Below are 21,674 nucleotides of genomic sequence, written 5' to 3' on the forward strand. Positions count from 1 at the left end.
GAGAATGCAGAGGAGGGATAGAGATGAAGATTTCAATTTGGACGGAGGAGCATGTGAGGGCCTCGCTTCCTGAAAGAGAGGCGGAGAGCCATAAAGGCACGTACGGTACCGCATTGCTTCTGGCGGGAAGCGACGATATGCCGGGCGCAACGCTTCTGGCGGGGCTTGGGGCTATGCGGAGCGGTCTCGGAAAGCTTGTCATCGGCACGTCGGAAAGCGTGATCCCGCTGGTCGTTCCTGTTCTGCCCGAGGCGACCTATTGGCGTAATGGCTGGCAAAAAGCGGCGGACGCTCAGCTTGAAGAGACGTACCGGGCCATTGCCATCGGTCCGGGTCTTCCGCAAACCGAAAGCGTGCAGCAGGCAGTTGATCATGTGCTTGCGGCGGATTGCCCTGTTATTTTGGATGCCGGAGCGCTGGTCAAGCGCACGTATCCGAAACGGAAGGCGCCCACCATCCTCACGCCGCACCCGGGTGAGTTTTCCCGCATGACAGGGGTGCCTGTAAAAGAGCTGCAAAACAAAAGAGCCGAATATGCAAAGGAATGGGCGGCTCAGCTGCAGGCTGTCATTGTGTTAAAAGGAAATCAAACCATGATCGCGTTTCCCGATGGCGACTGCTGGTGCAACCAAACTGGAAACGGGGCGCTCGCCAAGGGCGGCACCGGTGACACGCTGACAGGCATGATATTGGGCATGCTCTGCTGTCATGAAAACCCGAAACATGCGATATTAAACGCGGTCTATTTGCACGGTGCGTGCGCCGAGCTCTGGACCGACGAGCACTCCGCCCATACCCTGCTCGCTCACGAGCTTTCGGATGTATTGCCTCGCGTGTGGAAACGGTTTGAATAAGAATAGCAGTAACATAAAAAGCTGTCTTCACAAGGAAGACAGCTTTTCTTGATAACCGGCTTGTTTTTTCAGACGCGGTTTCATCAATACATAATATAGAACAGAAGGCACGACCAAGCCGACAATCCATGCGATGTCTCCGCCGCCAAACATTTTGGCCAGCGGCCCGATGTAAAAGGATGTATTGATAAACGGGATCTCTAGCAAGATGGAAAGAACAAACGCCATCGTCGTGATCCAATTGACCTTTCCATACGGCCCGTTTACATCGAACATGGCTTTGACTTGATAGTTTCCATGGCGGACGAAGTAGTAATCGACTAAATTGATTGCCGTCCATGGAATTAAGAAATAACTGATGAAAAAGATAAAATTCAAAAACAGCTCCATAAAATTACTTTGTCCGAGCAGGCTTAAGACTGTACCGACAAGCGTGACACCGAGGATCATGATGATTCTGACGTTGGGCGTGACTTTTAACTTCAGAAATGGCTCAAGCGTTGTGGTTGTGGACATGAAAGCCCCATACAGGTTAAAGACATTGATCGCCATTTGCCCGAATAACACGATGATCAGCATAATGAACGAGAAAGGGCCGAACAGTTGGACAATCTGGCTGCCTGAGTTTGTTGTAAAGTCAGGCAGTGCCGTCGTCAGTAAAGCGCCGAGCAGCATCATCCAGATGGAGCTGACAGATGTGCCTGCGTAGCTGTACCAAAATGTTTGAGAAGCCGGTGTTTGAACTGGCAGATATCGTGAATAATCGGCAACATACGGCGCGTATGCCAGCTGCCACGTCGCGACTGCGCTGACCGCAACCAAGAAAACAGGCAGATCAACCGCCCCGGGAATCCAGCTGCCTGCCGGGATCGGCAATTGAAAAATAAGAATCGTTGCAGCAAAAAATACAGCAAAAGAGGTCCAAGACAGGATTTTTTGCATTTTGTGAATCAAATCATGGCCGAAAATGGTGAGTAAAAAACATACGGCGCTTAAGCCTATAATGCTCCATGATCCCGGGATGGGAACAAAGCTGCTTAAGGTTCCGGCCGCCAGAATCGTGCTGCTTGCGAAGAAACCAAGGTAGATAAACATGACTAAGAAGAGGGGAAGAATCGCTCCGATTACGCCGAATTGGGCACGGCTTTGAATCATTTGCGGGATGCCAAGCTGAGGGCCTTGCGCGGAATGAGACGCCATAAATATGGCACCGAGTAAGGTTCCGCAAATAATAGCGGCAACACTCCAAAACAGATTAAGCCCCATTGCCACGGGAAGAGTACCGGTCACTAACGTAGTGATATGCATATTAGCCCCAAACCACACGGGGAATAAATCTTTCGCTTTACCATGTCTTTCTTCATTTGGAATATGTTCAATCGTTCGCCTTTCTACTTTCAATGCATCGTCCTCCATATTGGATGTTATTTTAAAATCGACATAAAGACATAGCTTAACAGACTATGAGGGGGTTTACAAATGAGGATATGCGGCCAATCGGCCGGGAAGCCTATCTGTCCATAGCTGAATAGAGTTGTAAAAAAAATGAACGGCTTTGAATCCGGTGTCGTCTCATAAGGCAGAAAAACAAAAAAGGGGGGATCGCGGCCATTGGATACACATGAAGAACAGAAGCTGATTCAGCAGGCGAAAGAGGGGAACGACGAGGCGTTTTCAGCCCTATTCCACTATCATTATTCTTTTTTATATAAATACTTGTTGAAGCTTTCCCTTCACCCTGATCTCAGCGAGGAACTTGTTCAGGAAACCTTTCTAAAAGGGTACATTCATTTAAGGAGTTTCCAAGGCCGTTCCAAATTCTCCACGTGGCTGATCTCTATTGCATCGAGGCTCTACCTCGATCACCAGAAAAAGAGAAAGAGAGAATGGAAACGGAATCAGGCGGTTACAGAGGAAACAATACGCAAAATAAAGTGGGACATGTCGATGAAAGGATCTGAGTGGAGCGAAACGCTTGATCTCTTTTCTAAGCTTGACCCGAAGCTGCGCACGCCTGTTTTATTAAGGCACTATTACAGCTATACCTACGCCGAAATCGGGCTGATGCTGCAGATCAAGGAAGGCACGGTTAAGTCTAGGGTACATAAAGGGCTCCAGCAAATCAGGAAGGAGTGGACTGATGAATAAAGAAAAGCGATCTGTTCATTTAAAATCGGAATTACAGAGAATCGACCAATGCGCCAACCCGAACATACCGAGTCAAAAAGAGTTGCTTGATCAATTGTCACAAAAAAAAGCCGAACGAAGAAAAAACCTGCTGAAAGAAGTGATGTTATTTATGTTCTGTGCGCTGGGGATGGTAAGCGCGGCGATGCTGGCATTTACTCAAGTTCCCGCTGCTTTTGTCGTGCTTCAGGTCTGTGCGCTGGCTATCCTGCCGATTTTGATTGCGGCTGAGAAAAAACGATACCTCGGCGAACGTGAGGTGAAGCGCTGATGTCCCAAACAGAAATGATCGTAGCGGTGGCTGCTTGTCTCATCCTATTGGCACAGGGAACCTTTTTATTCATTGATGCCAAAAAACGGGATCGTTTGGCATGGGTATGGGGAATTGTCGGGCTGATTCAAGCGCCGATGCCTCTGATTTGCTATTACTTTTTTGTGATTAAGCCGGACCGGGAGAAAAGGGGGATCAAGCAATGAATATTTCTTGGGAAATGATTTTGCCGCTGATTGTATTGCAGCTTGTGCTGGCGGTATTCGCCCTTATCAGCTGTATAAAGGAAGAGCAGACAAACGGCCCAAAGTGGATGTGGGCAGCGGTTATTGTATGTATCAATATTATCGGGCCGATTCTATTTTTTACCGTCGGCAGAAAGCAAAGGTGAGCAGGCATGCTGTCTATTGAGTCATTATGCAAATCGTACCGGCATCATCAAGCTGTAAAGAAAATCAGTTTTCACGTGAATGAAAACGAGTGTGTCGCACTATTAGGCCCTAATGGAGCTGGTAAGACAACAACGCTGCAAATGCTGGCCGGGCTGCTTTCGCCAACTTCTGGAACGATCAAGCTGTTAGGGGAGAAAAAGCCGGACAGGCGTTTGATTGGGTACCTCCCGCAGTATCCTGCTTTTTATTCGTGGATGACTGCAACCGAGTTTTTAACCTTTGCCTGGAGACTGTCGGGTCTTTCGAAGAAAAAATGCCAAGAGGAAATCGGCGAGATGCTACAATTTGTCGGCTTGCAGGAATCCGCGCACAAAAGAATCGGCGGCTAGGCGGCATGAAACAAAGACTCGGGCTGGCACAAGCGCTGCTCCATAAACCGAAGCTGCTGATATTGGATGAACCGGTGTCTGCTCTTGATCCATCAGGACGGTTCGAGGTGCTGGACATGATGCGGGAGCTAAAGAAGCATATGGCTATCCTTTTTTCTACACACGTTTTGCATGATGCGGAGCAGGTGTGTGATCAGGTGGTGATCATGAAAAACGGGGAGATTTCATGGAAAGGCGAATTACAGCAGCTTAAGAAACAGCATCAAACGAACGTTTTCACCCTTACAGTGAATGAGAAGCTGAAGGGCTGGCTAGAAAAGAAGCCTTACGTCTCAGCTATTGTCTATATCAATCCGTCTCAAGCTGTTTTCGAGCTGTCAGATATACAGGCTGGCCGGACTTTGCTGAGTGATTGTATCCGAACGGGATTGACCGTCACCCATTTTGAACAGAAAACGGAGTCGCTTGAAGACGTTTATCTAAAGGTGGTGCACGCATGAAGGTGATGATAACGCTATTGCAGAAAGAGTGGCTCGATGGGTGGAAAAGCGGCAAGCTGATCTGGCTGCCGATCGCGATGATGATTGTGGGGTTGACACAGCCGCTGACCATTTATTATATGCCGGAAATCATTGAACACGGAGGAAACCTTCCTGACGGCATGAAAATCAGTTTTACGATGCCTTCCGGGTCTGAAGTGATGCTCAGTACGCTTTCTCAATTCAACACGCTTGGCATGGCTCTAATTGTCTTCAGTGTCATGGGCTGCGTGGCGAATGAAAGAAATCAAGGCGTAAACGTCTCTGATCATGTCGCGGCCTGTGACGGCAGTCCATTATATCGTGAGCAAATGGCTTACCCAAAGCGTGATCGGCATTGCGTCGTTTGCAGCTGGATATGGTCTTGCTTATTATTACATCCAGCTGCTGTTTGAGGACACATCCTTCAGCCGTTTTGCCGGCAGCCTTGCCCTCTACGCTCTTTGAATCATGTTTATTGTGACTGCAGGCCTTGCCGGAAGCACGATGTTTCGGTCTCTCGGAGCAGCCGCGGCTGCCGGGATCGGACTGACAGCTGCAGTTTCCTCTGTTGTTTCGCTATTTCCTGATGGAGCGAAATGGCTTCCGGCCACGCTTTGCAAGCAGGCTGAGCACATCATTCTTCATGGAGAGCGGGCGAATTTTTTCGGGTGGTCGCTCACATTTTCCATTTTGTGCATCGTGCTTCTGGCCATGTTTTCAGTGTGGCGTTTCCGGCAGTATGAAAGCTATTAATTGATCATATTTCGTTTTTGCACAAGCATTACTAGAAGGGCGGATGTCTGACAGAAGGCCGAGCGGAAATCGAAGAAGGATTTGCGTCACCCCGTAGCCTCCGAGAATGATGCCGATGGCACCGTATGAAAAGTGCAGGTCCTAAATACAGGCTGAAAACAGGTACGTAAATATAGCCTGAAAACCAAAAACAAAATACCATGCATAAGAAAACGGCGTGATCTAAAGCACTGATTGTTTTTTTCTGTGACATCATGTCCTGCTGTAATTCCATCTTTCCTCTCCACCTTCTTTTCCAGTACAACACAAGTGTTGAAAGCGTTTCAATAGAAAATAAAAAACAGGACCTTAAAAAGTCCTGTTTGCCATTTTTAATACGGATCAGACGGATGGCTTTCCTGTTCAGCCTGCATGGCAGCCTGTTCAGTCTCTGTTGTACCGATCGGTCCGTTGCTGTTGTTTTCTGAGGCTTTTTTCAGTCCTTCCGCCACGCGTTTTCCGTAGTCGGGATCAGCTTTTGTGAAATTTTCAATCATCTGATCCTGAATTTCTTTTCGGCATGTGGAAAGGGTATTGACTAGATTTGAGATCAATTCGTTCCGTTCAAATTCAGAAAATCTCCGGTAGGTCTCTCCAGCCTGTCCGAAGTTGTTCGGTCTGTCGATCGCTTCACGCTTAACATCACCTTCAACATGCGGCGTATGATCTTTTCCATCCTGCTTCGCTTCCTTTAGCCCGCCCATAATCGATGGTTCATAGTTGACGTGCGGGTTTTGGCCTTCTGCTCTATCGACCCGATATTGCATTTGCCCGCCTTCCTGGTTGGTGGCAACATGTTTTTTCGGCGAGTTGATCGGAAGCTGCAGGTAATTTGCTCCTACACGGTAGCGCTGCGTATCTGAGTACGAAAACGTCCGCCCCTGAAGCAGCTTGTCATCTGAAAAATCAAGTCCGTCAACAAGCACTCCCGTTCCGAATGAAGCTTGTTCCACTTCCGCATGGTAGTTTTCCGGGTTTTTGTTTAGTACCAATTTGCCGATCGGCTTCCATGGGAAATCGTCTTTATACCAAAGCTTTGTCGGATCAAGCGGATCAAAGTCCAGTTCAGGATGCTCATCATCGCTCATGATTTGGGCATACACTTCCCATTCTGGATAATCGCCATTTTCAATCGCTTCATACAAATCCTGTGTGGCATGGTTAAAGTTTTTCCCTTGAATCTCTTCCGCTTCCTTTTGTGTCAGGTTGCGGATGCCCTGCTTCGGTTCGAAATGGTATTTCACGAGTACGGCCTTGCCTTCCTCATTCACCCATTTATAGGCGTGTACGCCCGAACCCTGCATTTGCCGGTAGTTGGCTGGTATGCCCCAAGGCGAAAACAAGAATGTGATCATATGTGTCGCTTCAGGAGATTGAGAAATGAAGTCGAAAATACGTTCACCATCTTGGATGTTGGTCACTGGATCAGGCTGAAATGCGTGCACAAGATCCGGAAATTTCAGTGGGTCGCGGATAAAAAAGATTTTCAGGTTGTTCCCGACCAAATCCCAGTTGCCGTCTTCAGTATAAAGCTTAACGGCAAAACCGCGCGGGTCTCTCAATGTTTCAGGTGAATGTTTTCCATGATTCACCGTAGAAAAACGGACAAATGCCGGTGTTTTCTTGCCTTTTTCCTGAAAGAGCTTGGCCCGCGTGTATTTTGAAATCGGTTCGTCTCCAAAGCTTCCATACGCTTCAAAATACCCGTGTGCCCCCGCTCCTCTGGCATGAACAACCCGCTCCGGGATGCGTTCACGGTCAAAGTGGCTGATTTTTTCGAGAAAATCGTAGTTCTCAAGTGTTGTAGGCCCTCTGTTCCCGACCGTTCTCACATTTTGGTTGTCAGTGACAGGGTGGCCCTGTCTGTTCGTTAAGGTATCCTCTGACTCGTTTTCCCCGGATGTCTTATGAGAAAGCGCATCCTCACCGCGATGGGCATTGGTTCCATGCTGTTTGTTTTGATGATCATCTTTCATTGGTTGACCCTCCTTTTTTGAACGGTAATAATATTCCCTTAATGGAAAGATTTTAAAACAGCTGTTTTTTTTTTTTTCATCGGGGTCGGGAATGGTACAATGTACAAAAATCGGTAAAAGGAGAGGTCGATTCGTGACGAGAGAAAAAAATCCGCTGCCCATCACGTTTTACCAAAGAACCGCTCTTGAGCTTGCCCCGGCGCTTCTTGGCTGCCTTCTCGTAAAAGAGACAGATGAAGGCACAGTGTCAGGCTATATTGTGGAAACAGAAGCCTATATGGGTGCCGGAGACAGAGCGGCCCACAGCTTTAATAACCGCCGGACGAAGCGGACTGAGATAATGTTTGCAGAAGCTGGGAGGGTGTATACATACGTGATGCACACTCATACATTGCTGAATGTCGTTGCCGCAGAAAAAGATGTCCCGCAAGCGGTATTAATCAGGGCGATTGAGCCTCATGAAGGCCAGCTGTTAATGGAAGAGAGACGCCCGGACCGGCATCCGAGGGAATGGACAAACGGGCCAGGAAAACTGACGAAAGCGCTTGGTGTCACGATGAATGACTACGGTCGCTGGATCACGGAACAGCCGCTTTACATCGAAAGCGGGTATACACCGGAAGACATTTCAACCGGCCCGCGTATCGGCATCGACAACAGCGGAGAGGCGCGCGATTATCCTTGGCGTTTCTGGGTGACGGGAAACAGGTACGTATCACGGTAGAATGTTTAAGCGCAAGGCAATCAGGGGAATGGTTGAGAAAAAAGAAGGGAGAATCGGAGCTTTGAAAAAGATGATCAAAACCGTTATCAAATGGGCGCCGGTCATTTACCCAGTTGTGCGAAAAATCATGAAGGATCGTAAGGCGTCTAAACGAAAGAATATGTCCGCATCCCGAACAGCCGGCTGACCCCGGTTGTTTTTTTATGGGTCAGTTTTCCCTCTAGTCTTCCCGATGTTCATTGACTTGCCATTCTCCCCATTATAGAATTTATATACATTTCGCATTCCTTCATCATCTTTTCTGCCTATTCACTTTATCCCTGCATCTACTTGATAGGAGGTTTTTCTCATGCTTCATGGGCGACTTCGTGATATTCTGCGCTTGCTGATGGCGGCTGAAATCCCGGTGACAAGCTCGTATTTTGCCGCGCATTTAAATGTGACGACGCGGACGGTCCGCAATGATATAAAGGAACTGCAAAGTGTGCTAAGCGGCTATGGCGCCTATGTCCAATCGGTAAGGGGCTCCGGTTACAAACTCCGCATTCATGACGAGCAGACATTCAGAACGCTGCTGCAAGATGTGTTTCAGCAAAAAAAGAGCCTGCCGGTATTGCCGGAGGAGAGAATGGCTTATCTCATGAAACGGCTGCTGCTGGCAGAGCATTACCTCAAACTCGATGAACTGGCTGAAGAACTATTTATCTCAAAGTCTACACTCCAAACGGATTTAAAAGAAGTAAAGAAACGGCTGCTGCCTTACCGCATCGTCATGGAAACACGCCCAAATTATGGCTTCAAGCTGCGCGGGGACGAGGTGCAGATGAGGTACTGTATGGCGGAGTACATTGTCGATGAAAGAGAAACGGAGATTGATATTCTGAATGAAAAGGCTGATATTTTGCCAAATGAAGAAATTGAGATCATCCGTTCCGCCATCCTGAAAAAAATAAAAAACGACCGCATTCCTCTGTCCAACTTAGGGCTGAATAACCTCATTATCCATATCGCCATCGCCTGTAAACGGATCAGAACGGAAAACTATGTATCTCTTTTCCCGGAAGATATGGATCATATCCTGCATCAAAAAGAATATCAGGTTGCCGAATCCATCGTAAAAGAGCTGGAATCAGTACTTGCTGTTATATTTCCGAAAGACGAGACGGCCTATATCGCCATGCATCTCCTCGGCGCTAAACGAATGACACAACCACACTGCGGGGAGGACGCATTTTCAATAGACGAGGAAACCGATCAGCTGACATTTGCGATGATTGAAACCGTTGATCGCGAACTGAAGCTCGGCATCCTGCATGACAAAGAGCTGAAAATCGGCTTGGCCCTGCATGTGAAGCCGGCGATCAGCCGCAACCGATACGGCATGAACCTTCGAAATCCGATGCTGGCAGCGATCAAGGAACATTATCCTCTCGCTTTTGAAGCCGGGATCATTGCGGGGATGGTCATAAAGGAACAAACGGACATCGACATTCATGAAAATGAAATTGGGTACCTGGCTCTTCACTTTGGCGCCGCAATTGAACGGAAAAAAACAGAAAGTCCGCCAAAACAATGTATCATTGTGTGCGCATCGGGTGCCGGAAGCGCCCAGCTACTGCGTGAAAAACTCCGCTCCCATTTCGGCAAGCGGCTCGATATTCTCAGTACTGCCGAGTATTACAGTCTTGACCAGATGTCCTATGAATCCATTGATTTTGTCATCAGCACCATCCCGATTAAAAAAGAGCTCCCTGTACCAGTGCTGAAGGTCAATACACTCTTAGGCGGAACTGACTTTGCAAAAATCGAATCCATTCTGAGTAATGAAAAAGAAAAAGCGGCCCGTTATCTTAAAAAAGAACTCGTTTTTTTCCAGAAGGATCTGCGCTCAAAAGAAGAAGTGATTCAATTTTTAGGGCAAAAAGCGGTCGAATGCGGCTATGCCGATGAAGAAATCATAGATTCCATTTTTGAAAGAGAAGACATGTCGCCAACATGCTTTGGTAATCTTGTTGCCATCCCGCACCCGCTCGTTCCGCAGACAAAAACTACGTTTTGGGCCGTTAGTACGCTCAAAAAACCGATAGATTGGGAGAATCAGCGTGTTCAATTTGTCTGTTTGCTTTGTGTCGAAAAGGAGAACAAAGCGGATTTGCAAAGCATGTATAAACTGCTTGGCAGTATTTTGGATGACCCGGCAGCAGTGAACCAGCTGATCAAATGCCGTTCGTATCAAGAACTATCTGATGTGTTTGACCAAAAATGCTGAGCTGACAGCCTGTATATACCTTTTTTCCGTTTCCTGCGGAAAAACCTTGAGTGTTTATGAAAGCGATTTCATAATATGATGATATCAATAGCAGGACATGACAAAATTGATCAAACTCTAGGGGGTCTTTTACATGAATATCTTACTCGTTTGTGCAGCAGGAATGTCTACTAGCTTATTGGTGAGCAAGATGGAAAAAAGTGCGCAGGAACAAGGAAAAGACTATACCATTTGGGCAGTTTCAGGCGATTCTGTACAAAATCATATTGATAAAGCGGATGTATTGCTTCTCGGCCCGCAAGTCCGCTATATGCTTCCTCAGCTAAAAAAATTAGGAGAGTCAAAGGGGGTTCCGGTCGATGTCATTAATACCGTCCATTATGGCACGTGCAACGGGGCGGAAGTGCTGAAATCAGCCGAACAGCTTGGACATGTGTCATAGAGAGGGGCGGGCTATGTGAATAAAGTCAATCAGATCTTAGAAGAAAAGGTCATGCCTATAGCGGGAAGAATTGCGGGACAGCGCCATTTGCAGGCGCTGCGTGACGGTATCATCCTCACAATGCCGCTGATTATCATCGGTTCCTTTTTTCTCATCATCGGCAACCTCCCGATACCGGGATACGCTGAGTTTATGGCAAAAACGTTTGGCAGCTCTTGGTCTGAAAAACTGGCCTACCCAGTTGACGCCACCTTTGAAATTATGGGTCTTGTCGCCGCGTTCGGCATCGCCTACCGGCTCGCCGAGAAATATGGCGTTGATGCCTTGTCGGCCGGAGCCATTTCCCTAGCGGCATTTTTGCTAGCGACACCGTATCAAGTGCCATTTATGCCTGATGGTTCGACCAAAGAAATCATGGTCGGCGGCGGGATTCCGCTCTCGCTGATGGGAAGCAAAGGCCTGTTTGTCGCCATGATTATCGCCATGCTGTCGACAGAGATTTACCGTCTCATTGTCCAGCGCAATTTGGTCTTCAAAATGCCGGATGGCGTTCCGCCGGCAGTCAGCAAGTCATTTGTCGCGTTAATCCCCGGCTTTGCCGTCATCTTTCTGATTTGGGCAGCCCGGCTGATTGTTGAAGCGACACCGTTTGAAAGCCTTCATAATATTGTAAGCGTTTTACTCGGAACCCCGCTTTCCATTCTGGGAGGAAGCCTCGGGGGAAGCCTTGTCGCAGAAGCTGTGAAAATGCTTTTATGGGCCTGCGGTCTTCACGGCGCTAACATTGTCGGCGGCGTCATGGCACCGATTTGGTATGGTGCCATGGATGCCAACCGGATCGCCTTCCAAGCTGGTGAGGCAATGCCAAACATTTTCACCCAGCAATTTTTCGAAATCTGGATCAATATCGGCGGAAGCGGCGCAACTTTGGCACTGGTTGTCACGATGTTCCTGCGCGCCCGAAGCAAACAAATGAAGCAGCTCGGAAAGCTTGCGATCGGCCCGGCCATCTTCAATATTAACGAACCGATTATTTTCGGAATGCCGATCGTCATGAACCCGATGCTTTTACTTCCGTTTATCATCACACCGCTTATCACACTGACACTCACTTATATCGGAATGAGCACCGGACTTGTCGCCAAACCGGCGGGGATCGCAGTGCCGTGGACCATGCCGCCAATCTTTTCAGGCTATTTGGCGACAGGGGGGAAAGTTTCAGGCGCGGTCATGCAAGCCATTAATATCGCCGTATCCTTTGTTGTCTACTATCCGTTCTTCAGAATGTGGGATAAACAGAAGCTGAAAGAAGAAACCGATTTGGAGCTGGTCCAAACGCCTGCAGCATCAGATGGCAAAGAAGCTGCTCTGTAGAGAAAGGAAGTGTATCGCGTGAATGAAAAAATGGAGCAAATCATATTTCAGATTATCCTTCACGGAGGAAACGGAAGGAGCTCCGCAATGGAGGCCATTGCCGCTGCCAAAAGCGGTGACGCAGAAGAAGCGCGGAAAAAGCTTCAAGACGCGGCAGAAGAATTATCAAAAGCCCATCATTATCAGACAGAGCTGATTCAAAATGAAGCGGGCGGAGAAAAAACGGAAATGACGCTTCTGATGGTGCATGCACAGGATCATTTAATGAATGCAATGACAGTGAAGGATCTTGCGGCGGAGATCATTGAGTTATATGGAAAAATCACCGAGCAAAGGGGAGCAAGCATATGACAAAAGGATTGAAGATTGTAACGATTGGCGGAGGTTCAAGCTATACGCCCGAGCTCGTAGAAGGGTTGATTAAACGGTATGATGAGCTTCCTGTTCGTGAATTATGGCTCGTTGATATTCCTGAAGGCGAGGAAAAATTGAACATTGTCGGCACGCTCGCCAAGCGGATGGTTGAAAAAGCCGGTGTCCCGATCGACATTCACCTCACTTTGGACAGGAGGGAGGCGCTGAAAGATGCAGACTTTGTGACGACTCAATTCCGGGTCGGACTGTTGCAGGCGAGAGCCAAGGATGAGCGCATTCCATTAAAATACGGTGTCATCGGCCAGGAAACGAATGGCCCGGGAGGTCTGTTTAAAGGATTGCGCACGATTCCTATCATACTTGAGATCGCAAAGGACATTGAAGACCTCTGTCCGAACGCATGGCTCGTCAATTTCACAAACCCTGCCGGCATGGTGACGGAAGCCTTGCTTCGCTACTCCAACCTGAAGAAAGTCGTCGGTCTCTGTAACGTTCCAATCGGCATCAAAATGGGCGTAGCCAAAGCGCTTCATGTAGATGTGGACCGCGTAGAAGTCCAATTCGCCGGACTGAATCATATGGTGTTCGGACTGGATGTCTTCTTAGACGGCGTCAGCGTGAAGGATAAAGTCATTGAAGCGATGGGTGATCCGAAAAACGCGATGACAATGAAAAACATCTCCGGAGCTGAGTGGGAGCCAGAATTCTTAAAAGCTCTCGACATGATCCCTTGCGGCTATCACCGCTACTATTTCAAAACAAAAGAAATGTTCGAACACGAGCTTGAAGCATCACAAACGGAAGGCACTCGTGCTGAAGTGGTGCAAAAGGTAGAGCAAGAGCTGTTCGAGCTTTATAAGGATCCAAATTTGGCGATCAAGCCGCCGCAGCTGGAAAAGCGGGGCGGTGCTTATTACAGCGATGCAGCATGTAATTTAATTAGCTCCATTTACAATGATACACACGACATTCAGCCGGTGAACACGATGAATAACGGAGCAATAGCCAGTATCCCAGACGATTCCGCGGTTGAAGTGAACTGCGTGATGACGAAAAACGGCCCTCAGCCAATTGCTGTCGGCGACTTGCCGGTGTCTGTCCGGGGCCTCGTCCAGCAAATCAAATCCTTTGAACGTGTCGCGGCAGAAGCGGCGGTCACAGGTGATTACCAAACAGCGCTCCTCGCCATGACGATTAACCCGCTCGTTCCGTCCGACACTGTGGCTAAGCAGATTTTAGACGAAATGCTGGAGGCACACAAAGCACATCTGCCGCAGTTTTTTAACAAAATTGAAGCGTAAAAAAAGCCGGCCCTCAGTGGCCGGCTTGTTTCTTACTTGCTTTCAGTCAGCGCTGCAACCTTGGTCGTCCATCCGAATTCGTCTGTGACGGCGCCTTTTTGAATGCCTGTAATCGTGTCATATAGTTTTTTGGCGATTTCACCTGTTTCACCGTTGTTGATCGAAAGTGTTTCATCCTGCCAGATCAGTTCGCCGACTGGGGAGATTACAGCTGCTGTACCAGTTCCGAAGGCTTCTTCAAGGATGCCGTCTTTATGGGCTTGGATGACCTCATCGATCGCAATTTTCCGTTCTGAAACTTGAAGGCCCCAATGCTTAAGCAAGGCGATAACTGAATTGCGCGTAATGCCTTCCAGAATGCTTCCGTTTAGCATCGGCGTTACGATTTCACCGTTGATTTTGAAGAAGATGTTCATGCTTCCGACTTCTTCGATGTATTTCTTCTCAATGCCGTCCAGCCAGAGAACTTGAGAAAATCCTTTCTCTTCAGCCACCTGCTGCGCTTTTAAGCTTGAAGCGTAGTTCCCTGCGGTTTTGGCATTTCCCGTTCCGCCTTTTACCGCACGCACAAATTCACTTTCTACAGCGATTTTGACCGGCTTGATGCCTTCTTTGTAATAAGAGCCGACCGGAGAAAGAATGATAAAGAGCTTATACGTATGAGATGCTGCAACACCGAGGAAAGGCTCGGTTGCGATGATAAACGGACGGATATAAAGGGACGTGCCCTCTGCATTCGGAATCCAGTCTTTGTCGATCGCAACAAGCTGTTTTAAGCCTTCCAGAACCTGTTCTTCATCAATTTGCGGGATGCAGAGCCGGTCGTTTGATTGATTCAGGCGTTCCATATTTTTTTCCGGTCTGAAAAGCAGGACATGGTCATCCTCTGACACGTAGGCCTTTAACCCTTCAAACACGGTTTGGCCGTAGTGATATACCATTGCGGCCGGATCCATTGATATGGGTTGATAAGGAATGATTCTTGGATCGTACCATCCTTTATCCGCCGCATAGTCCATTACAAACATGTGGTCTGTAAACACTCTTCCGAACGAAAGCTGATTTGGATCTGGTTTCGGTTTTTTTGTTGATGTCAATTCAACGCGAATTGTTTGTTTAGTCATGGTCAATCTCCCTGCTGTTAAATTGTTTATATTATCAAACTTATTTGAAAATAATTTATATTCTATTGTATACCTTCAACAAATATTCGCAATAGGTTTACTCAAATTTGTAAGAGATTCATAAGAAAAAAGCAGGAGAAATCAATTCTCCTGCGTGTTCATTTGTTCGAACACCCTGTCATAATCGGACCGAGTGGCATTTCGAAGACCTTCAACACGTTCATTTGTAATCTCTAGTTTGCCTTCCTTCAAGCCGTCCAAGAAATACTGCACATATTCTTCAGCTGAAATGCCGCGGTATGTCAGACCTTGTTTATCGCGTGATTTTTGGTTTAAGCCCGTGTCAACCATAGGCGGTGCCATTTCAATCACTTCTACGCTCGTGTCACGGAGCTGGTGTCTCAGTGTAAGCGAGAACGAGTGAAGCGCCGCTTTCGTTGCGCAGTACACCGGGTAAACAGCTAACGGGTTAAATGCAAGCCCGGATGTGACCTGAACGATTGCTGCCTCTGGCTGCTTCGTCAAATGAGGCGTGAAAAGGGCTGATAAATGGACAGGCGCTTGGAAATTAAGCTCAATTTCATCTCCGTCCACAAAAAGCTCTTCCGTCCCTTTTTTGAAGTCAATTTCCTTTTGAATGCCGGCGTTGTTAATGAGAACATTCAGGTTCGGAAATTCCTTTAAAGCCCATTCATACAATGCTTCCCGCTGCGAACGGTCTGAAACATCACATTGCTTTGTATGGATGTTTGGGAGCTGCTGCTTCGCTTCTGTAAGCCGGGCTTGGCTGCGTCCACAAATGATAACTTCATTGCCGAGTTCCAGCAGGCGCTTGCCCAGTTCAAGCCCGATGCCAGCTGAACCCCCTGTAATTAAAACCGTATTGCCTGTCAACCTCATTGATGAAACACCTCTTATTCAGTTGGCTGTGATTCCTTTACTATTTCAAATTTTAGCAGGAAATATACAGCCGCGTCCTATGAGATGCTCAGGATGATGAGACTTTTCCGGTTTTATAAAATTCGTCAATAGCTTTATCGACATACACCCAGCCTTTCCAGCCGATGTGAATGGTGTCTTTCATGAAATACGGATCGTATTCATGCTTTGAGAAATCAGCAACCTGGAAGCCCTTCGCTCTGATCTGTTTATTCACCTTTTGGTAATAATCAGTACGTCCTTTTTTCGGGAAGCCAGTGTAGTCGTACCACTTTCCGTTAACAGGGATGGTGACAAACATAGGCTTTGCACCCGCATCCTTCAGGATATCAAGCATCATTTCAAAATCGCCGTATTCCGGTGACACTGCATACGATCTTCCTTTGTTTTTCCCTTTCAGCTTGGGCACTTTCGGCTTTAGCTTTTTATAAACAGGATTGTCAATGTAAAAATCGTTAGACCCAGAGTGGCGTTTGCCTGATTGATCTGCGAGCTTATTCAATTCAGACCATGACTTATCCTTTACAGACTGAGAGATATAACGCTTTGGCCCGGATGATTCCGTCGTTGAATAATACAGGTCTTTCTTTTCGAGCATGCTGTAATATACTTTTGCGGCCGGCTTCAGCGCGTTCACTTTCCACGTCTGGCCGTTTACCATTGCTTTGTATAGCTCAGAAAGAATGGCATCGTTTTGCACGGCTTTAAAGCGCAGCATGCGTTTCATTATTTTCTTTTTCACGTCAGGGTTGATCTGTTCGTTAAATGCCAAATCAAGCCCTTGCAGCGCAGAATAGTTCGGCGCGAAATGCTGCTCATCAGACCCGCCCTTAATAAACCATTGCGGAGACACGATGAATACGATTTTTTTGCCCTTCAGCTGATCCATATGGGCAGCGAAGTTTAAGGAATGAATCAATGACTGAGATCCGCCTTTGCCGACAAGGTATGGCGTGAACCCCTCATTGTTTACTTCAAAATAATTAGATGGGTGAAACTCGTCCAGCCTGGAAAGCTCAGAAGACCCGTAAATCGGAAGATATGACGGATCTTTGAGCATTTGATTTTGTAAATATAGCCCTTGAAACATACTCGGATTCAAGGCGGTTGCTGACTCTTTCACCCGCTTATCTGTGATGAAGCCTGTCAGCCATGAAGATGGAATTGCGATGGCGCCTGCGAAAAGAATAAACGCCAAAATAATTGGACCGAAAAAACGCTTTTTCATTATTTCAACTCAGACAGCTGATTTACAATGTTGTTAGGCGTATTCCAAACATCCCGATCAAACTCAGTGATCGGCACTAAAATATCAAAACGATTTTCAATCGCAAGCAGCAATTCTACTGTTCCAAAAGAATCAAGCAAACCTTCTTCAAAAATTTCAATATCAGGATTTTCCTTTACGATGTCATCCTGGCAAACCTCTGCTAAAACGTCTAATACCTCTTGTTTAAATTCCATAGCTTTCTAATCTCCTTTAATGGTGGTGATGAAATGGTTTTCCTGAGAAAATATAAAATCCTAAGCAAACGAAGTGGAACGTGATCACAACCGCAAGAATGGTTGTCCAGCGGTTGGACGGAAGCCATTTGTATTTCTTATTCCACTTCTCGAAAAAGTTGTAGCACGTCATCAGCACGGCGTGATAGAGGCCGTAGATGATATATTGCGGCGCAAGCCCGTGCCAAACCCCCATCAGCATAAACAGCAGGAAATACCCGAGGTTTGAAACGGCCATACGGTTTTTGATCCACTTTTTCTTTGTCATCCAAAATACGAATCTCATGAACACATAATCTCTGAACCAGAATGACAGAGACATATGCCAGCGATTCCAGAAATCTTTAATGTTTTTACTGATAAACGGTTTATTAAAGTTTTCCGGTGATTTAATGCCCATCATATAGCTGACCCCGACGGCAAACATCGTGTAGCCGGCGAAATCAAAGAATAAATACATGCTGTAGCCGTACATGTACAGCAGGTTCCCAAGAATCTTATTGTGCGTAATTGCTGGAAGATTCATGATGAAGTAGGTGTTGATTGCGTAGCCGATAATAAATTTGTATAGGAATCCGATAAAGATTTTATGAATCCCTGTATACAATAAGTCCGCGTATTCTTCTTTCGTCCAAGCCTTCTGTTCATCCTTGACGAACCGGCGATATCTGTCGATCGGACCGGAGGAAATCGTCGGGAAAAACAGGATGAAATACAATAGGCGGTGCAGCGGCAGCTGTTCTTTTAGCAGGCCGTCTCTTGCTTCCATAATCAGCTGAACGCCTTTAAAGGTTAAATACGAAATTCCTAAGAAGGTGATCAGGTTATGTGGCGGATGATGCGGCTGCGGATGTGAAAGAAACGGCCATATTTTTGACAGAAATAAAGGCAGAATCGACGCGATAACAGCTCCGCAAAAGACAAAGCCGCTGTTCGCTTTCTGCCGGTACGCCAGATAACCGCTGATCAAAAGCACCTGCCATATCGTAAACAGACACAGTGCGATGACCCCGTGTAAATCGTGCGAAAAAATGATAGCCAATATAATGATAGACATGAACATGTTGTATGCTTGAAATCTTTTTCCGTTCAAGCCGAGAATGATCGTCGGCAGAAGAAGAATGCCAAGCAGTATAAAGAATAAAAACGAGCTGTAGGGCGTCATACAAGAACCTCTTCGCCGATGCGTTTCCGGTCAATTTTGCCGTTAGCCGTCATTTGAATGTGGTCCTGATAAATGAATTTTCTCGGGATCATATACGCCGGAAGGGAAGCGGCAAGCTCTTTTTTAATGGCGCTTGTCAGCTGGAATTCCTTCTGGAACTCATGCTCCTCAGGCACAATAGCAGCGATCAGGTATTCAACTGTTCCGTTTGGCTGATATGGGATCACGACAGCAGAGCGAACGTACTGAGATTGTCTGACATGGAACTCAATTTCCTCCAGCTCCATTCGGTAGCCGTGAAGTTTAATTTGGAAATCCAAACGCCCTTGGCAGAAAATCTGACCATCTTGGATATAGCCAGCATCGCCAGTCCGGTATGCCCACTGGCCCTCATAAGAGAAAAACGCTTTCTCCGTCAGCTCTGGCTCACCAAGGTAGCCTCGGCTTACGCTCGGCCCTGCAATGACGATTTCTCCTTTTTCTCCATCAGGAAGCGGCTGTCTCTGTTCATCCATAATGAAAATGTTCATATCAGGCTTGGCGAAGCCCACTGGAAGAGATTCGCTGCGGCTGATGACGTCATCCGTAATTTCAACAGATGTGACAGCCACTGTCGCTTCAGTCGGACCGTACGTATTAAAGATTTTTGCTTTCGGAAAACGCTCAAGCAGCGCTTTTGCAACAGAAACCGGAAGAACCTCTCCGCAAAACATAAATGTGTCCGCTTCAGGCATCAGGTCCTGTGAAAAACCCGGATCCATCAGGCACATCTGCACAAAGGAAGGAGTTGATGTCCAGACATTCAGCCCGGACTTTTTCAGCTCTTCGAATAAGATTTTCGGCTTATTCACCGCATCCTTTGTCACGCAGTGTAAAGTCCCGCCTGATTGAAGGCACGTATACAGATCCATGACAGATAAATCAAATGAAAACGGCGCTTGATTTAAAAATGTTTTTCCTCCGTTGACTGGAAAGTCTGCACAAATCCAGTCTGTGAAGCTTTGAAGATTCGCAGCGGAAATCTGAACGCCTTTTGGATTTCCTGTGCTTCCGGAAGTGTAAATGATATAAAACGTCTCGTGTTCCTTGACCCATTGATCTTGGCTGACAGAGCCGTCTGCGTTTTCCAGCAGTTCTTCTGCTGAAACCGTCTGAATCTGCTGGCTAACTTTGTCAATGGGATGTCCGGCTGTATGGATCAGCAATTCTGCTCCAGAGCTTTCGATAATTTTCGCAATCCGCTCGGACGGTATGGACAGATCAACCGGAATATAAGGCTGTCCCGCTTTAACGCTCCCTAAGAAGGAAACGATCATGTGCGGCTCCATATGGCCGTACACAAGGATAGGGGATTTCTTTTCTCCGGAAATGCGTTTTTGGATCGCGACAGCCGCGCGGTCAGACTGCTCCCATAATTCCTGATACGTGAGCGACTGGCCTTGAGAGCGGAAGGCAACGGTTTGCGGATAAGATTCCGCATGTGTTTGAATAGCATGTAAAAGTTTCATCATTATTCTCTCTCCAATTAGAAATCGTTATAAATATATGAACCGGTATTCGCGGTGTGAAAACCATACATAAAAAACAAAACAAGCAGTATCATCAAATAAAATCCTGTATGACATGTCCACTTGACAGCGGGTTTTTCATACAGCTGTTTCATCAATTGCAGCATCTCAAAAATTCCCTTCCCGTTTTTTCGACAATCACATGAGTATTTGACGATCAGATGCTCAAAAAGTTTCGTTTTTTTGCTAATCTCCCTCAGATTAATATATCGGCGGCTTCTTTTGAAAATGAATCTTTATGCCTGCAAGAGCTTGGGCTGATTCATAAAAGGAAAAGATCAAGGGAGACAAAAGATCTTTCTTAACTTTTAAAAAACATATTGCACTTAAAAAAATTTTTCTGTACCTGTTTGTTCAGGTAAAAGCAGAAACCTAATGAAATCGGGGCAGAAAGCGTATAATAGGAAAGAAAACGCCTTCTTGCGGTATCTTGTGAAATGAGGGAGAAGTCATTATGATAGATAAGGAAGCAAAAGGAGTTTTATCAAGCTGCCGGCTGAAAAAAGTAAGCCTTTTAATAGAAAGGAAGAGGAAGATGAACCAAACAAATAAGGGTGAGGGCCAGACAGCGCCGGAAAAAGAAAGCATGGGGCAGATCCTTTGGCAATTAACCCGACCTCATACGTTAACCGCATCGTTTGTGCCTGTGCTGCTCGGAACGGTTTTGGCGATGTTTTATGTGAAGGTTGATCTGCTATTGTTTCTGGCTATGCTGTTTTCTTGTTTATGGATCCAGATCGCGACGAACTTATTTAATGAATACTACGATTTTAAACGCGGGCTAGATACAGCAGAATCTGTCGGAATCGGAGGTGCGATTGTACGCCACGGAATGAAGCCTAAGACGATTTTGCAACTCGCTCTCGCCTCATACGGGATTGCCATTTTGCTCGGCGTCTATATTTGCGCAAGCAGCAGCTGGTGGCTCGCTCTGATCGGCCTTGTCGGCATGGCGATCGGCTACCTGTATACAGGCGGGCCGCTGCCGATTGCGTACACGCCGTTCGGTGAGTTATTCTCAGGCATTTGCATGGGGTCGGTGTTTGTGCTGATTTCGTTTTTCATTCAGACAGATATGATCAACACGCAAAGCATTTTGATTTCGATCCCGATTGCGATTCTTGTCGGCGCGATTAACCTGTCAAACAACATTCGCGATATTGAAGAGGACAAAAAAGGCGGACGCAAAACATTGGCCATTTTAATGGGGCATAAGGGGGCTGTCACTCTCTTGGCTGCGTCGTTTGCTGTCGCTTATATCTGGGTTGTCGGCCTGGTTATTACCGGTGCTGCAAGCCCGTGGCTGTTTGTCGTCTTTTTGAGCGTGCCTAAGCCGGTTCAGGCAGTAAAGGGCTTCGTCCAAAAAGAAATGCCGATGAATATGATTGTGGCAATGAAATCAACAGCCCAAACGAATACATTTTTCGGATTCCTGCTCTCGATCGGATTATTGATCAGCTATTTCCGATAAAAAGAAAGACCGCTTGTTTGGTCTTACCCCTGTCAAG

The 21,674-nt window shown here is 46.8% G+C and carries 22 protein-coding genes and 4 pseudogenes; 16 read left to right on the top strand and 10 right to left on the bottom strand.

Features of this window, described 5'->3' with window-relative positions; all coding sequences use genetic code 11:
• Positions 1-23 precede the first annotated feature (23 nt).
• Positions 24-854, top strand: a complete 831-nt coding sequence (locus MOF34_RS12815) for an NAD(P)H-hydrate dehydratase (RefSeq protein ID WP_268400415.1) — start codon at positions 24-26, stop codon at positions 852-854.
• Between the two features lie 27 nt (positions 855-881).
• Here MOF34_RS12815 and MOF34_RS12820 read toward each other — a convergent pair whose 3' ends face one another.
• Entirely contained in the window at positions 882-2,255 is a 1,374-nt protein-coding gene (locus tag MOF34_RS12820) for a cytosine permease (RefSeq protein ID WP_121643600.1), read from the bottom strand.
• Between the two features lie 210 nt (positions 2,256-2,465).
• Here MOF34_RS12820 and sigY point away from each other — a divergent pair, with 210 nt between their 5' ends.
• From sigY to MOF34_RS12850, 6 genes and pseudogenes are all read left to right on the top strand, one after another.
• The gene (gene sigY / locus MOF34_RS12825; protein ID WP_268400416.1) at positions 2,466-3,002 is read left to right on the top strand and encodes an RNA polymerase sigma factor SigY; all 537 of its coding nucleotides are present in this window, start codon (positions 2,466-2,468) and stop codon (positions 3,000-3,002) included.
• Positions 2,995-3,312, top strand: coding sequence for a YxlC family protein (locus MOF34_RS12830; protein WP_268400417.1), 318 nt, complete (start codon positions 2,995-2,997; stop codon positions 3,310-3,312). The genes sigY and MOF34_RS12830 overlap by 8 nt, the downstream gene beginning before the upstream one ends.
• On the top strand, positions 3,312-3,518 hold the full coding sequence (yxlD, locus tag MOF34_RS12835) for a sigma Y negative regulator YxlD (RefSeq protein WP_019716196.1): 207 nt from the start codon (positions 3,312-3,314) through the stop codon (positions 3,516-3,518). Before MOF34_RS12830 ends, yxlD begins: the two co-directional genes overlap by 1 nt.
• The gene (yxlE, locus tag MOF34_RS12840) at positions 3,515-3,703 is read left to right on the top strand and encodes a sigma Y negative regulator YxlE (RefSeq protein ID WP_019716195.1); all 189 of its coding nucleotides are present in this window, start codon (positions 3,515-3,517) and stop codon (positions 3,701-3,703) included. The genes yxlD and yxlE overlap by 4 nt, the downstream gene beginning before the upstream one ends.
• A gap of 6 nt (positions 3,704-3,709) precedes the next feature.
• Positions 3,710-4,593: pseudogene (locus tag MOF34_RS12845) on the top strand (ATP-binding cassette domain-containing protein).
• Positions 4,590-5,367: pseudogene (locus MOF34_RS12850) on the top strand (ABC transporter permease). Before MOF34_RS12845 ends, MOF34_RS12850 begins: the two co-directional pseudogenes overlap by 4 nt.
• Positions 5,368-5,409: 42 nt before the next feature.
• Here MOF34_RS12850 and MOF34_RS12855 read toward each other — a convergent pair.
• Positions 5,410-5,641 (bottom strand): annotated as a pseudogene (locus tag MOF34_RS12855) (MFS transporter); the annotation flags it as partial.
• A gap of 97 nt (positions 5,642-5,738) precedes the next feature.
• Positions 5,739-7,382 (bottom strand): catalase KatX, encoded by a 1,644-nt coding sequence (katX, locus tag MOF34_RS12860; RefSeq protein WP_268400418.1) that lies wholly within the window; start codon positions 7,380-7,382, stop codon positions 5,739-5,741.
• Between the two features lie 133 nt (positions 7,383-7,515).
• On the opposite strand from katX, the gene MOF34_RS12865 reads away from it, so the two are divergent.
• From MOF34_RS12865 to licH, 7 genes are all read left to right on the top strand, one after another.
• Complete coding sequence (locus tag MOF34_RS12865) at positions 7,516-8,106, top strand: DNA-3-methyladenine glycosylase (RefSeq protein WP_019716191.1); 591 nt, start codon at positions 7,516-7,518, stop codon at positions 8,104-8,106.
• Between the two features lie 28 nt (positions 8,107-8,134).
• A complete protein-coding gene (locus MOF34_RS12870) occupies positions 8,135-8,293 on the top strand; it encodes a hypothetical protein (RefSeq protein WP_019716190.1) in 159 nt (52 codons plus the stop codon).
• A 162-nt stretch (positions 8,294-8,455) separates the two neighbouring features.
• Entirely contained in the window at positions 8,456-10,375 is a 1,920-nt protein-coding gene (licR, locus tag MOF34_RS12875; protein ID WP_268400419.1) for a transcriptional regulator LicR, read from the top strand.
• Positions 10,376-10,508: 133 nt separating this feature from the next.
• Positions 10,509-10,817 (top strand): PTS lichenan transporter subunit IIB, encoded by a 309-nt coding sequence (gene licB / locus MOF34_RS12880; protein ID WP_003218755.1) that lies wholly within the window; start codon positions 10,509-10,511, stop codon positions 10,815-10,817.
• A gap of 15 nt (positions 10,818-10,832) precedes the next feature.
• Positions 10,833-12,191: a PTS lichenan transporter subunit IIC gene (licC, locus tag MOF34_RS12885; RefSeq protein WP_019716188.1), complete on the top strand. Its 1,359-nt coding sequence runs from the start codon at positions 10,833-10,835 to the stop codon at positions 12,189-12,191.
• Between the two features lie 18 nt (positions 12,192-12,209).
• Positions 12,210-12,542 carry a PTS lichenan transporter subunit IIA gene (gene licA / locus MOF34_RS12890; RefSeq protein ID WP_019716187.1) on the top strand — a complete coding sequence of 111 codons (333 nt, stop codon included), beginning with the start codon at positions 12,210-12,212 and terminating at the stop codon, positions 12,540-12,542.
• Positions 12,539-13,867 (top strand): 6-phospho-beta-glucosidase LicH, encoded by a 1,329-nt coding sequence (gene licH, locus MOF34_RS12895; RefSeq protein ID WP_268400421.1) that lies wholly within the window; start codon positions 12,539-12,541, stop codon positions 13,865-13,867. The genes licA and licH overlap by 4 nt, the downstream gene beginning before the upstream one ends.
• Before the next feature lie 32 nt (positions 13,868-13,899).
• Here licH and MOF34_RS12900 read toward each other — a convergent pair whose 3' ends face one another.
• The 7 genes from MOF34_RS12900 to MOF34_RS12930 form a co-directional block, all read right to left on the bottom strand.
• Positions 13,900-14,991: a branched-chain amino acid aminotransferase gene (locus MOF34_RS12900; protein WP_268400422.1), complete on the bottom strand. Its 1,092-nt coding sequence runs from the start codon at positions 14,989-14,991 to the stop codon at positions 13,900-13,902.
• Positions 14,992-15,132: 141 nt separating this feature from the next.
• Positions 15,133-15,891 carry an SDR family oxidoreductase gene (locus tag MOF34_RS12905; protein WP_268400423.1) on the bottom strand — a complete coding sequence of 253 codons (759 nt, stop codon included), beginning with the start codon at positions 15,889-15,891 and terminating at the stop codon, positions 15,133-15,135.
• 88 nt (positions 15,892-15,979) lie between these two features.
• The gene (dltD, locus tag MOF34_RS12910; protein WP_268400424.1) at positions 15,980-17,158 is read right to left on the bottom strand and encodes a D-alanyl-lipoteichoic acid biosynthesis protein DltD; all 1,179 of its coding nucleotides are present in this window, start codon (positions 17,156-17,158) and stop codon (positions 15,980-15,982) included.
• On the bottom strand, positions 17,158-17,394 hold the full coding sequence (gene dltC, locus MOF34_RS12915) for a D-alanine--poly(phosphoribitol) ligase subunit DltC (protein ID WP_003222263.1): 237 nt from the start codon (positions 17,392-17,394) through the stop codon (positions 17,158-17,160). The genes dltD and dltC overlap by 1 nt, the downstream gene beginning before the upstream one ends.
• A gap of 16 nt (positions 17,395-17,410) precedes the next feature.
• Complete coding sequence (gene dltB / locus MOF34_RS12920) at positions 17,411-18,598, bottom strand: D-alanyl-lipoteichoic acid biosynthesis protein DltB (RefSeq protein ID WP_268400425.1); 1,188 nt, start codon at positions 18,596-18,598, stop codon at positions 17,411-17,413.
• Positions 18,595-20,106 (bottom strand): D-alanine--poly(phosphoribitol) ligase subunit DltA, encoded by a 1,512-nt coding sequence (gene dltA / locus MOF34_RS12925; protein WP_268400429.1) that lies wholly within the window; start codon positions 20,104-20,106, stop codon positions 18,595-18,597. The genes dltB and dltA overlap by 4 nt, the downstream gene beginning before the upstream one ends.
• Positions 20,107-20,123: 17 nt before the next feature.
• A complete protein-coding gene (locus tag MOF34_RS12930; RefSeq protein ID WP_003227330.1) occupies positions 20,124-20,273 on the bottom strand; it encodes a teichoic acid D-Ala incorporation-associated protein DltX in 150 nt (49 codons plus the stop codon).
• Between the two features lie 157 nt (positions 20,274-20,430).
• Between MOF34_RS12930 and MOF34_RS12935 the strand changes: the two are divergent.
• Positions 20,431-20,542 (top strand): annotated as a pseudogene (locus MOF34_RS12935) (hypothetical protein).
• A gap of 159 nt (positions 20,543-20,701) precedes the next feature.
• Entirely contained in the window at positions 20,702-21,637 is a 936-nt protein-coding gene (locus tag MOF34_RS12940; protein ID WP_019716177.1) for a 1,4-dihydroxy-2-naphthoate polyprenyltransferase, read from the top strand.
• Positions 21,638-21,674 lie beyond the last annotated feature (37 nt).

The organism is Bacillus sp. T17B1 (genome assembly GCF_026796395.1).
GTDB classification, from domain to species: domain Bacteria; phylum Bacillota; class Bacilli; order Bacillales; family Bacillaceae; genus Bacillus; species Bacillus spizizenii_A.